The 15,153-nt window shown below is 36.6% G+C and carries 3 protein-coding genes; 1 reads left to right on the top strand and 2 read right to left on the bottom strand.

The features are described from left to right. Positions 1–1,401: 1,401 nt before the first annotated feature. Complete coding sequence (locus CKF58_RS02585) at positions 1,402–10,113, top strand: tRNA nucleotidyltransferase/poly(A) polymerase-related protein (RefSeq protein ID WP_119530590.1); 8,712 nt, start codon at positions 1,402–1,404, stop codon at positions 10,111–10,113. 179 nt (positions 10,114–10,292) lie between these two features. Here the strand turns inward: CKF58_RS02585 and CKF58_RS02590 are convergent, their stop codons facing one another. Together CKF58_RS02590 and CKF58_RS02595 are read right to left on the bottom strand one after the other, a co-directional pair. Beyond that, the gene (locus tag CKF58_RS02590) at positions 10,293–13,283 is read right to left on the bottom strand and encodes a DEAD/DEAH box helicase family protein (protein WP_119530593.1); all 2,991 of its coding nucleotides are present in this window, start codon (positions 13,281–13,283) and stop codon (positions 10,293–10,295) included. 3 nt (positions 13,284–13,286) lie between these two features. Further along, positions 13,287–15,153: DNA methyltransferase (locus tag CKF58_RS02595; protein ID WP_147397195.1), on the bottom strand; the 1,867-nt coding region annotated here is incomplete at its 5' end.

Raw genomic sequence — 15,153 nt, forward strand, 5'->3', positions numbered from 1 at the left:
ATGGTCTGATAGTCTAATGGTCTAATGGTCTGATAGTCTAATGGTCTGATAGTCTAATGGTCTGATAGCCAGATAGTCTTTAGCGTAATATTTTTACTCATCTGCAAAAGTTTAAACAGCTTCTTCAATTCTCTAACCACAGAATCATTATTGCCCTACTAAAAGTAAAATAGTCCTATACGCCTAAGAGTAAAACTGTCCTCTTAAGAAGAAATCTTATCAGCAAAGAAATGATCTTAACTTTAGTTATGAGTTTACGTTTTTGCCAGAATTTATCTTATGTATTACTCTTCTTTCCTCTTGTCAGCTCTTACTAACAATTGTTATAAGAGCTAAATCATCGCAAGGTCTTTTTTCTTCCCTTACAACAAAACACCAGATTTACTCGTTCGAGCTTGAGAAAAGCACCCCTTTACCGCGGCTTTTGCGGTAAAATATTAACGTGGATTAATCCCCCTATTTATCGGCAAAAAGAACATTTTTTAATTATCTTTTTGCTAAATATAACATCTAAAAGGGCGAGCTTAATTCCATCATAAATTTTTTATAAGTTTATGCCGAGAAAGCTTCTCTAGCAAATAAGTGTAACTTGAAGTTACCAATTGATTTTTTAGATATAGCTTGAGGATCTTTCTCTCTTGTCCGGGACTCACCTACGTAACTGCATGATTGGCATTTGATATACGTGAAGAGATACGTATTAATACTTAAGATAAGTTTATAGATTTTTTAGTTTACATGTGACTGTAACACAATCATGCAGGTAAGCACTGAGGCAGTGTCTCGACTGTCGTAAAACTGGGAGTACAGTTCGAGCTTTGATTAAGTGTTTACCCTTAAACAAGCAAAAGAAACTTCTCTACACAGAGTTGATGTTTTTACTTCTTTACTTAAAGAGAGGATGGTTTTATTAGCTGAATGCTAAGTTTCGTGTTGTTTATTTTTATTCTTTTTAACTTTTTTAGGTTTGCATTTTGCATTTAAAAAAGTTAATTTCTTTGGGGGAAACTTACATTTTTCTAGTAACACCGCATCATCTTCTGTGTATAAATAGAGGCCCAATCAGATAGGCTATTTTACTGTTGTACAATCTTACAGATGTACTGTTTTATTAGATGTACTGTTTTATTAGGTGTACAGTCTTATAGACGTACTATCTTACTCTTGTACTGTCTTAAAGATGTACCATCTTACTCATGTACACTCAGCAGAAGTACTATTTGAGGTTAAACCTTCTTTTAACTTTTTGGTTACCTTAGGACGCTAAGGGATAGTCTGTGCCTTTAACCTAATCTTAACCCAGACAAATAAACAGGTAGAGCTATAACTTGTATCCTACTGTTTTTGCATAAAGCAGGGTGTGTTCTACTCATTAAGATTTTTTGAGGAAATAAAAACCTTATGAAAAACACCAGAAAAAACGGCGCTAGCTCTAAACGTTTTAAAGATTTAAAAGCTAGATTCCCAGATTTTAAAGTCTATGACGCAAAAGCAGATTTCGGTTTTAATTTAGAACATTTAAGCCGAGGTGCAACTAATATCACCTCTCACCTTGAAATGGAAAACTATGACTCTTACTTTGTTGGTGGAGTGATGCGTGATCTAATTCTTGGTAAAGAATATAACGATATTGATATTTGTACTTCCGCTACCCCTCAACAAATTAAAAGTTTATTTAAAGGACGTTGCCAAATTATTGGACGACGCTTCCAATTAACGCACGTGGCTGCCGGTGACAAACGTTACGACGTAGCTACGTTCCGTGCCGATCGTGAAGTATCACGTGCAGAACTAAGTCAAGAACAACGGATTGCAGCCGACCATGGTATTCTCATGGTGGATAATACCTTTTCAACTGACGTTGGCGACGACGCACGTCGTCGTGACTTTACCATCAACGCTCTGTTCGGCAAAGTGATTACCAATGAAATTTACGACTTTTTCAATGGCATTGATCACTTAATCAACCGTCGTATTGTGATGATTGGTGATCCGGATATTCGTTTACGTGAAGATCCAATGCGTATTATTCGCGCCATCCGTTTAAGTGCTAAGCTTAATTTCACGATCGATCAAAACCTGCGTCAAAACATTTTTACGCATAAGAACTTACTGAAGTTTACTTCTGAATCACGTTTAAGTGATGAAATTAATAAAACTTTAGCTTCAGGAGCTTCGTTCAAAGTAATTGAGCTCTTTAGTGAGTATGATCTAAATAAAATTGCCTTACCGCAATTTCATCACACCGTGTCTCAAGAGCTTGAAGGTAAAGTTAAATTCTTTGCTATTAGTGGCTTTAGATCAGAGTTTAACTATGCTCTAGCTCAGCAGCATGCCTTACTGAAAAATTTACTTGATGAAGTAAATATGGATCAAACCCTACTCAAGTCGTACAGTCCAACTCTAGCGTTAACTTTAGCTGGAGCTTTAATTACAGACCAACGAGTAGCTTATGATCAACCAGTTAATCCAGCATTCTTATTAGCAACCATGCGTGCAGTAGGCTTTATTGAAGCCTTCTTACGCTATTACCATAAGATTGCTAAGAGCCAAATTCGTTCAACCGAATTTGCGCAAGAAATTGAAGATGTACTGCTCCATCTAGCCGAAGCTTCGTTTACTGAACAATGTAATAAATTAAACGGTCGCGATAAAGAGAATACCAAAACTATTCTCTGTAACTTAGCCGCACAATTTATTACTCCTGGACGTGAAGGTAATGTGCAACGTATGTACGAACCTATGTTCCGTGCTGCCTTTAGCATCTTCCGTCTGTTCATGCAGCTATTTAAAGTTGATCAAACGGTTTATGAGAACTTCCAATCTTGGAATAAACTCTATGAACAATATTTAGCCGAAGCCAAAACAACTAAAAGCGCTAAACGCCGTTTACCTGATGGCGAAATCGTTTCACGTCGTCGCCGTACTGTACCTGATTTTCCATATATGGATATTTCCGATCAGGAAGTACACACACGCTTAGCACCGGCAATGGTAAATATTCAGCAACTAATTATGTTGCACCACAATCATCGCCAAAAACGTGCACGTGGTTTAGAGATCTTAGATATCTTTATTAATAAACGTCGTGAATACTACAACCAAGATCAAGATAACTTAGAACAAAGCATTGGGCAACTTGACTCGGTTTACGTACAACAACAAATTGCTGAACAACAAGCTCTAGAGGCTAAACATAAGGAGAAAATTGCCGAAACCTTAGCGGCAAGTCCCAGTAGTCTTTACGAAATTGTTGAGCAACAAAGCTACTTCCAAGCGCCAAAAGAGAAAGAACTCCAAAGCCAGCAAAGCCAAAACCAGCTCCAAGGACAAGTCCAAGAGCAAAAAAGCCAAAACTCAAGCCAAAACCCAAGCAACCAGCAAAGCGCAACTGACGCACAAAGTAAAACTCAAGCGCAAAACCAGCAAGAGTTAGAGTACCAAGAGTTTAAACAACACGAACTCAAGCAGCAAAACCAAAGCAACTCGCAAGTAGAGTCTGCAGGACAAGCTTTTGCGGTGAATAATGAAGCTGCCGAACAAGCTGCTATTCGCATGGCTGCGCAAAAAATGCTGGCACAAACGGCCGATAAAGATCAAGCACAAAAAATTAGCAATAGCGTACCGTTAATTGCTGACCTTGATCTATATTACGATCGCGCTGAGTTTCAAACGGCTTATAATGCTGACTTCAATCAAGCTTATGCTAAAGAAGTTGAGCAAACAGCTAAAGACTCTGGACGTGTAAGATACTATACGCAAGCTGAACTAGATGAAATCTTTGCGGAATTAGATATTAACTTCTACTTACACGAACTAACTCCAGAGCCTGCTAAACGTAATGCCGCTCTAGCACGCATGACAAATATTGCTCCTTATTTAGATCAGCGAGTAATCTATTCTTATGCAAGTAATAAAGTTGCACAAGCTAAACGCCGTGAACGTGCTAAACAAATGGGCTTAAATCCTAATCTTTCAGATGAGGATTTAAAAGGATATTTCAAAAAACTCGACGAGCTAAATGAAGCTTTACGCTTCCAACAAAATAGCGAGGCTATTTACCCTCGTCGTATCCGCACGCTGAAAAAATTCTCCATTAGTTCAGCCGACACTACCAATACTTCTACGAGTGGTGAAGCAAACAAGGATACAGCAAACAACGGTACAACAAACGAGAATACTGCAAACCAAGGCACTGCGAACCAAGGGACTACAAATGCTCAAACTACTAATGACCCACCGGCAAACGTAGGAGCAGTAAACGCCCAAACAGAGACCTCAGCAGCTGTAACCTCAGAAGCAGCAAACATAGTAGATAATCGTTCTTACTTACCAGATCCAGTATTAGCTAATACTTATGCTGTTGACCATGGAGGTAATATCCTCCGTATGGAAATGGCAAAACCAGATAGCTATTACGTAGAACTAGAACGTAAACGTACTCTTTTACAAGAAGAGCAACAACGTCGTTATAACCTTGAGAAGAACAAACGCATTGTGCGTGAGTTAAAAGCTAAAGGTTTAGACTATAGTCAATACGACATCTACGATGATGGTACTACACTTAAAGATTTCTTAGACGCTAATAACTTTAGCGCTGATGAAATCCATGATCTGTTTGGCTATAAAAATGCAGAACAACTCTATGCTGCTCTTCAAGAAAAAGAACAAGCATATGTTGCTAGTAATCCACAAGCTCGTGCTCCGATTTCTTTAGATGAACTGCAAAGTGCAGCCCTGAGTTCTAGTGTTACTAGCGCAACTAGTGCAACTAGCGAAACTAGTGAAACAGCTAGCCAAACTACAGCTCATAGCCAAGCAACGTTACAAGACTTGCAAGAGAATGTAGTAGCCCTAGACAGTCAAGGTGCTCAAGAAGCGCAAACGCAAAATGCTGAAGCCTCTGCTCCAGCAACAACGCAAACTCCGGCTCGTAAACGCTTCCAAACTAGTTCAAGCGCTGCTAAAGCTGCTGCTCAAGGTTTAATTGACTTTGCGCAGGATCTAGCCCCAGAAGTAAATGTTGCAGCAAATGCTGAAGAAAATACTGAAGTAAATACTGAAGTAAATGCTGACCGTAATACAGCTGCTACACTTGCAGCAACTACGACTAATACTGCTACCAGTACAACTACAGCCTCTACTGCAACTGCTTCTCAAACGACCGAACGCAGTAAAAGTATGCGTGAAGTACTTGCTGATTTAGAGAAACATCTTGAACGTAGCTATACTATCGAGCAATACCTCAAGTACGATAAGCAACAAGCTGAAGAAGAGTTAGAGTTTGTGTATCCACAATATCGTGACTACTCTGAAGTTTATGATTTTAAGGATAACTATCTTGAACAAGAAGATGATGACTACGAAGAGCATTCTTCGAAGTTACACTTCTTAGAGTTCGTAGAACAAACTACTAACCCAAAACCAGCTCAAGCTTCTCAAGCTGACAACCAAACTACCAACTCTGCTAACTATAAAGCTAGCAAAGCTAATGACAACCTTGATGCCGCAAAACCGACAACGCCTCTTGCAAGTGGTAAAAAAGCACAAGAGCAAACTCTCTTCGTGCCACATGAGCAAGATGATGACAAGTCTGGTAACCATGGCAATGGAAACCTAGGTAGTGGTAGCCAAGGCATGTCAGGCATGGGATCTGGTTCTACAGGTTCTGCTGGAGCAAGTGGTGCTAGTGCGACTGGTAGTACTAGTGCGTCAAGTGTTACAAGCACATCTAGAGCTGCAGATAGCTCTAATGCTGCTAATGCTAATGCTCAAACTGCTCAAACGGCAAGTACTAACGATGGACAAGCACAAAAGCTCTTTAGTAGCTATGGCACAATCCAAGTACAACTGCCAACGCAACGCGTAGTGCATACGCAGAAAGCTGCGCCTCAAGTAGACACGGCTGCTTTAAGTCAATCTCTTAGCACGGCATTACAAAATGCAATGCAAGAGGCTGCACAAAAGCTCCTTGATAAAACAGGTACTGCTAACCTAGATGTTGGCGCTAATAGTAACTCTCAACCTGCGGTTAAGGTTACTTTTAGTGAGGAAGCTTTTGCTGAAGTACATCCTTTATTACAGGACTTTGACATTCCAGTAGAGATGGCAAATAGTACAACGAGTTCGCGTAACTCAACTAATAACTCAGTGGTTGTTCCAACCACTGAGTTCCCACTCTCTACTTGGCATGGTCCACAAGAAGTTCCATTGTTTGTAAATCAAGGATTACAGCAAAAATTTGGGCTCGAACCTGATCGCGAGGTTGAGCAAAAGGTTGAGCAGGGTGAAGAGCTAACAGCTAAGCAAGCTCAAGAAGAAGTTGAAGATGTGTTAGCAGTTCAACAAGAACTTGCCCAAGATCTTCAACAAGCAGAGCAAAATGCTACATCTGATTCAGCTGATAATAATCTTCATGCTTTCGAAACCAAAAACCTTAGCTATGCTCCAGCGCACTCGGTACATAATCTTTTACCAGCAGGCTCAATTGAAGAGATTTTAGAACAATATGATGCTTTTGTCCCTGGCTTATTACCTCCACAACAGCATTTACAATTGTTAGTAAACCTTCTCCATAAAGGTCATGGTATTAGCATTAATGAGTATAAGCTCTTACAACAAGCCTTAGCTTTACCAGAATCTGCACCAAGCTTTACCATTATTACCGGACAAAAACAAGCTAATGCCATTGATGTTTTAGAATCGCTCAATAATATCTTTAGCATGACGTCTTGGGGTAAAGAATGGTTAGAAAAACTAAAAGCACAACCAGAGCTCTATACTTATATCCAAAGCCTTACACCTAGTACGCAGTATAGTAACCGCTATCAACAAGCTTTAACTGCTTATCAAAAAACCTTTGCGTCTTTAGATAAAGAGTTTAATGCTTTTGAGGCTGTGAAGCCATTAGTTGATCTTAGTCTGTTCACTAAAGTTAGTAATGAGTTTGCTGCGCAAGCTAATAGAAATACTAATTTTGCGGATCTATATAAAGGCTTCAAGGCGAGCTTAGCATACGTAGATCGTACACAAAAAAGTTTTGCTAATGATCTAGAGTACTTTACGCAAGAGAACTATGATGAATTAGTTGTAGCTCATGAACGTGTAGTAGCTAATATTGAGGCTTGTTTAATCTTCGTGAATTTACAAGCACAACAGCTGGAAGTGATTAATCAGTTTAATCTTCTGATTAAACAATCTTATCCAGATTCTAACTTCTCGCGTAGTATTAACACTAGCGTCCAAGTACTCAATAAAGTAAAAGGTGTACTTACAAAAATTAATGCTTACACTCTGAAATTCCTTGAGTATTTAATTTCCATTCTTGAGAATCAAGTACACTTTGCTGAATACTGTGCTTTAACTTTACGTCGTCGTAGTTTATTACAAGCTACTTTAGCAACTAATGAACTCTCGTGCCTGCGTAAAGCTAATAACTGTCTACGTCAAGGCTTTACTTCTGAGTACTTTAGCATTATTGACTTAAACACTGAGAAGTTTGAGCAGATTAGACAAAAAGCACTTGACGCGCAAAAACAATTAGCGCATATCAAAAATAAATACGTTAAGAGTGTTGATCAAAAAGTTAAAGAATACGAAGTGCGGTCGGAAAAAATTAAAGCCGAACTCACTACCGTAAAAAATAAAATCGCCGTAATGCATTATCCTGAAATTGATAAAGCTTTCATCGAGTTAGAAAAAGTGTTTACTAACTTACAAGAGACTAAACATCTCTATCCTGAAGTTAATGAACTCTTTGCCGGTCAATTAGGAACAACAGGTAAGCTCTTTGCGGTAGATCGTACTTCTTTACCACACTACTTACATAATTTAATTCTGCGTAGTGTGTTACATGATTACATTTGTGTAACTAATTCACAACGTAAAAAAGATGAGCAAATAGCGCAACAGGGTGATAGACAAGGTCGAGGAATTAGTCCTTTAGGTTTTATGTATGAATATGCTAAAGCATATCCAGCATTACAACAATTCCTAAAAGATCATTACTCAGAAACTCCTGATGATCTAGAACTCTTAGTTGAGTTAAATCATCTGCAATTAGAACTGCGAGAACAAGCAACAGGTCAAGATAGTAGATCATTTACGCAAATTATTCAGCAAATGAATGCTAAGCTCGACCAACAAGAGCTTGAAATCTCAGCAGCAGAGTCGCAAGATACATTTGCTACTCAAGATGAGCAAGAGCCGCAAGATACATATGCAGCCCAAGATGAGCAAGCTTCTCAAGCTGCAGCTCCTCAAGCTCTTGCCACTAAGGCTACAGAAACAACCAAGGTAGTTACACCTGCTACAGATGCAGAACCAGCACAAGCTACTGTACCAGCAACTGTAACTACAGCAACAGCAGCTCCTACAACTTCTAATACTCAAGCTTTGAGTACTGAAAAGTCACAAGTTACAACTAGTGACACAACTCTAACTAATCCTCAAGGCTTAGATCTTGCTATGCCGCAAGTAGATATTCATCTGCCGAGCGTGCCTGCAAGTATGCCGAGTATTAGTCATGAGGTTGCAGCAGAACCTGTGAAGCCGGCACAAGAGCAAACAGCTACAACCGCAACAGCAACAACAGAAACTGCTGTCCAAGTTGTAACAGAACAAGCTGCAAATGTTCAAACAAATAAAGCGGTAAAACCTGAAAAGCAAACTAAAATTGCTTCCAGTCAAGCCGCTGCGGATATAGCCGAGGCTCTAACCGCTAATGAAAATGTTGCAGATAAATCTCCACTACAAAAAACCAAAGAACTTTCAGCCAGCACTCTAACTGAAGTTTATAGTGCTAATAAAACTGGAGTATATAAAGACTACGTTACTTTACCTGAAAAAGTACTAGCCTCAGCAGTAAAACAATTAAATAATTATGCTAAGCAAGTTGAAAAAACTTCAAGTAAGCAAGTTAATGAGATTAAGCAACAACTTAATCAACTAACGATTAAACAGAAATTAGCTAGTTCTGAATTAGCGCACCTTGAATCTTTTACGCTTAACTTTAAAGCTGTACAAGACACAAAAGATGCACTAAACGCAGCTAAGCTTAATACCATGAACTCGCGTGTTGAAATGCGTAAAAACGAAGTTGAGTTGTTACAAACTCAAATCAAACGTACTAATGTGCAGCTCGAATTAATGAAAGCTGAACAACAACGCGCTAATTATTTAAAACTTATTGCTAAGAAAATTGCTAACGGTAGCTACAGTAAAGAAGCAGAGAAAGAGTTTGATAAAACGAATCTGCTAATTGCCAAAGTAGTGAAGAAAAGCAAAGAAAACAAGACTAAGTACGATCAATTAGGTTTAGATATTACTAAGTCTCACAATAAACTTCATAGTAGCCAAAGTAAACTAACGCAGTTAGAAGCCCAGCTGAAAAAACTTGAACAGGCTGAGCAAGAAAAGGCAAAAGCACAAGAGACTGCTAAGCAGCAAGAAAAAGCTAAGGTACAAGCAACAGCTGCTAAAGCAGCAAGCAAAGTTACAGCTGAGGCTGAAACTAAAGCTGCTACCAAAGCTGCCGCTAAATCTGCAACCAAAGCAGAAACTAAGGCAGAAACTAAGGCTGAAAGCAAAGCTCAAGCAGAGCAAGCTGCTCAAGCTAGTGCTCAAACAACTAAAGCTGCGAAGAAAAAAGCCAAGAAAAAAGCTACATCACAAGCGCAGCAAGCACCAGCAGCTACAACTTCTACTAAAGAAGCTCCTGCAAAAGTGCAAGCTAAAGCAGAACAAGCTACACAAGTAGATAAAGAAGCAAAAGCCTCTACAACTGCTAAAGCTAAGAAAGCTGCTCCTGCTGAAAAAGCTAAGAAAGCTGCTCCTGCTGAAAAAGCTACTAAAACTGAAACTAAAACCGAAGTCAAAGCTAACAGTAAAGCTACTGCTAAAGCTGAAACTCCAACAACTGCAAAAACTAAAAAGGCAGCTGCAGAAGCTAAGCCTGAAGCTAAAGCACCAGCAGCTAATGCTGATAGTTATAAAGAGCAATCAACTGTGGCTAAAGCTTTTGGTCCACGTATGGATTTAAATTCTGCCGAGGCAGAAGAACCTAAAGACAAAACGAATCTCATTTCTAAGTTCTTTGGTTTATTCCGTAAATAATATTAAAGACTCTACAGCTAAGCTGTAGAGTCTTTTTTGTGCTCCCAATCATTTGGGGCTACCGCATGGGGCTACCGTATAGGACTACCGCGTGGAGCAGTCGAAATTCTACTAGAGATACTAGAGTAACTACCTAAAATGTCTACCTGAAGCAGCACCTTATCGGTGAAGAGATCTAACTATAACTCATCTAACCATTTATTTATTGCACTATCAAAGGCATCAAGCTCTAACTTATTAAAAAACGGCATACCGATAATTTGATAATTATCATATACATTTACATTTTCTGAAATTTTTGCTTGAGATTTGAGTTGGCTTAAGAACTCTTGCTTCCATCCATCTTGAGCAAAGAGATGTTGACCTTTTGGTTCGATGAATACTTGTGAGTAGCGTGAAGTACTATAGAGTTCATTTTCTTTATTGTTCTTCACTAAAAGTAAGAAGTCCGGTTCAAATCTTTCTCCATGTGAAAAACTATAAAGTGCAAGTTGCGCAAAGCGTTCATTACGGATCACATAAAACTCTAAACCTTTTGCTCGTAAACGCTGCGCTATTTCTTGCTTGAAGTATTTCACAAAGGCTTTTTCTTCAGAAGTACCGTAGTTATCGTTAAACACATACCAATCTTCTTGGCTTAAATCTAACTGTAAAGACTCATCTTCACAAGTGATTTGTGAAACTCCTTTACCACTTCCAGTTTCTGGAATATGAGTTAGTTTTATAGTTTTGCCATCTTGGATTACTTTACATAAGGCTATCGGTTTAAACTCTGTTGTGCCTATGTAGGTAGGTTTAATACTGAACAGATGTTTTTCAATTTGCTGGTAAATATTTTTTACCGCTTTTATTAAATCATCGTTAGTAATCCCTAATTGAGCATCGTGAACAATCTCTAAAGTAATATTTCCTAGATAATTATCAGCAGTTAAGAACTCTCGTAAGCTTTTTGCATGCGGATATTGTTTTTGTACAAAAGCAAAATTCATCCCATTAAAGAACTCACTTGCATGTAACAAAATACGATAATCGACATCTTTTAGTTTGATTATAGTCGTTTCACGTTTTATTTTAGAATTTAACGCTTGAGCATTTGCTTTAAAGCTAGCTTGATCATCTTTTGTCGTACTATAAAGAGTCGTTAGAGCTTCTTCATTACCTAACGAAACAAAATTATTAACCGGTAGATTAACTTCAGAACCTCCTAAATCAATGTGTAGGTCTTGCATTACTAATGCATCATGAACTTCATTTTGTCGAGTAGCTATATCTTCTAAATCTTTTACCGTACTTGCTTTATTTAATTGCTCAAATAGATTACTTGAACTTACAAATAATGAACTTGCAGCATATCTATAACTATGATTACGAATTTTTGGACTTATCGAAGTAAAGCTCTCTCGCCCTACACGAACTTTTTCATTAGTATAGACTACTGCTCGATCAAATACTACACTGTCTTTAAACTGTGGTTTTAAGGTATAGGTATACTCTATTGCTTTGCTTTCAGCCAATCCGATTGCAATTAAAGCTTGACGTAACTCTTGGATGTATTTTGAGTCATCTTTACAGTGGAAATACATCGTTTCCAGAATACGTAAAGGATTATCTATGTCATCATCAAACTTACGTTTAAACTTATCCTGGTCTTCGTTTAAGACAAACGGACAATAACGAGCTCCACGTCCGATTAGTTGTGCTTCTTTAATTGTATAAGAAGATACTTCAGGTCTTCCACCTTGACGAGGATCATAAAGACGCACTATATCAAATAGATTTAATACGTCCCATCCTTCATTAAGCATATCTACTGTAAATATTGCTCGTATAGGATTTTCCCTATCTTCTAAAGAGTTAAGTTGCTCCATTTTACTTGCTGAACTATAATCTTTACTATTAACAATAATACAGTTAGTTGTATTAAATTGCTCTTTGATTGCATTAACTAGCAGAGCAAAGTCTTTCTGATAAAAATAGGTTAAAGCACGCACTAAATCATCATGTGAACTAGTGTCCTTATTTAAATCTAGTTGGTTACTTTTTGCCTGAGAGTTTTGTAAATTAACTTGATTATATAAAGTTTCTATTTGCTCAACACTAAGAGTGTTAACCTTGTTAATAAACTCTGCATAGAATTCCTCAGACTCGTTAATCCTTTTTTGTGATTTAAACAACACTACAGGTTTTACATGCAATTGTTGATCAGCAAATAAGAAACGACGATACTCACTTAGAATAAGAGCAATTAGAGATCTTGTCCATAAATCAGTTCGGGTTGAGTAGTTCTTAAATTCTTTAGTATAACCACTTTCTCTAAAGTTTTTTAATGGATAATTGTAAACAATCTTATCACGGTATTTATCAAGAATAGCTGGATGTTTTAAATCACAGGTAGCTGTAAACTCAAGCATAATACTATCTTTATGTGCATTAAACGCTTTAGTTACAAAAATTTCCCAACTATTAAGATTTGTTTTTTCTTCAGCACTTAATTTATTTTTGGTATAAGTGTTTATATGATGACTTTCATCTGAAATAAATACTACTTTATTGTCCGAAAAATCTTGTAGAGATATACTATTCTCTTTGGTATCTTTAAGATCAATACTTAGTTTTTGTACTGTGGTAAAGCATAGGTTAATTTCATCTAAATTCGTCGCCGAGAAATTATCTACAACATTTACTTTTACTTTACGTCCTGCAATTTCAATTTCTGGTACAAAAAGAAACTTAGAAAATGAGGCATTAGTAAAGTTAGCTAAAGTTTTTTCAAGAATATTAACTTGATTAACAAAGAAAATAAAATTGCGATAGCCTTTACTATATAAATAGATAATAAGGCTAGCCATAATTACAGTCTTACCTGATCCTGTTGCCATATGAAAAAGTGTATGCAACTTCTTAGTTGCATGATACTTTTCATAGTACAAAATAAAATTCTCTAAAGCTTCTTCTTGATACTCACGTAAATCGATTCGTGGATTGAGGTTTTGTTTGATAACTAAAGGAATTATCTCTTCTTGTTCATTTTCTGGTTGTTGAGCTGTAACTTGTTTAATGTATTTACGCTCTATATCTAATTCTTTATACAAGAATGCTGTATCATCTAAATTAGTTACCTGATTTGAACGTGCTAAATTAGATTTTGTACTTGTTGTTTTTCTAGACATCTCTTATTCTCCATAAAATGAACGGCTAAATTTCTTATCTGTGTCATTTATTTTGAACTCGACATCATCTATATCTTCATAGTTTACGTACAGCTTGTTCTTATCAATTAAAGCAAAAAGAAATTCTTGTTGTTGATCAAATGGTAAAGACTCAAAATTATCAATCTCATCTTGCAATTGATTAGCTTGAATTTGGGCTTTAGTACGGTAATCGGTAAATATTTGAGCGGCTAACTCTAATATATTATCCGATCTAACATTATTAATACGCTCAATTAATTCTGAAGCATTATCTTTAAGTTCACAGTAAACAAAAGATCCACCACCTTGCCAGTTTGCGATTTGTGATACCCCTAACTTATCATTTTCTCCATTTATAACCATTTGTAAACGAGGAACAATTGTTTCACTAATATAATCCATTTGCTCCACTACTATATACTGAAGATTACGTTTATGTGCCACTGCAGCTGTAGTACCACTACCACCGAAGAAATCTAATACTATATCTCCTTTTGTTGTACAAGTATTCAAAATAAAATCTAATAATTGCTCCGGTTTAGGATTAGAAAATTTTATACCTAAATTCTCTAAGTGATCAGAAGCATCAGAGCTAAAAGCTTTGATTATTGAATATAATTTCTTTTTTAAATTATCAATTGGAGAATAAGTTACAATTACCGTCTTACCATTTTTATGCTTTTCTAAGACGTATTCACCTTTTTCTATTTTTGCTTCTATATCTGCAATTTGTTTTTCACTTTTATATTCTGATAGTTCTTCATAAAAGCATCTTCGATCTAAAGACTTATCATAAGAACCAAAAACTTTACGTACTACATCGTCATTTCTAACATGATCTTTTCCATTTATTGAGACTATTTTTCCTCGAACCTCACCTTGTGAAGTTAAAGATATGTTCTGAGAAGTATCCTTTGCAAAAATCATAACATAATCATGACCTTTTACAACGTGCTTAGCTTTACCTCCTCCAGAAGCTCTTTGATGTATTAAAGTACTAATAAAATTCTTTCTGCCAAAAATTTCATCCATAAGAACTTTTAAATATGCTTGTTCATTATCATCACATTGTACAAAAATTAATCCATCATCTCTTAAGAGCTTCTTAGATAATTCAAGACGATTTTTCATGAAAGTTAACCATGAAGAATGATTAAAACTGTCATTGTAATTAAAGCTATCTTTTCCAGTATTGTACGGAGGATCTATATAGATACATTTGACTTTATTTTCGAATCGCTGCATAAGCGTTGATAAAACGATAAGATTATTACCTTTAATAACTAAATTATCGTTATCTCTAAAAGTAGTGATATTTTCTTCAATACCAGAGCCACTATAACGCTTAGCATTACTTAATACTTTTGGTTTAAGTAACTTTGTTATTTCTTCATAAGCTAAAGTTTCATTAAAGAAAACTTCTTTACGGTTTTGCTCATCGGTTGATTGACCCCCCTCAAGCACGCAATCTTTAAATGGCCATGTTAAAACTACATCTTGAGTGTTACTTACAAAGGTAAGTTGATTATTTGAAGTTAAACCTATACGGTTTTTAAATTGGGTAAATGAACTAGGTAAGAACTCTTTGTTGTTAAGAATGTTTATAAACTTTTGTTGATTAAAAACAAGAAGATCATTAACTTTTTGGAAAAATATTGGCTGTAGATCAGAATCATTTACTAACGCTGTTAATAATTCTGCATCTAAGTTTTGAGTATCCTCAAAAATTCGCGCTTTTACAAGCTCATTAGAATTTTCTTTGGATTGATATTTAGGAAGGGAAAGAAGAAGAGAAATTAGATGATTAAACAAACTGATGTTTGTTTGTATTGTTTGTTTGTATTGTTTG

Origin of the sequence: Psittacicella hinzii, assembly GCF_003585935.1 — a bacterium.
Lineage (GTDB): Bacteria > Pseudomonadota > Gammaproteobacteria > Enterobacterales > Psittacicellaceae > Psittacicella > Psittacicella hinzii.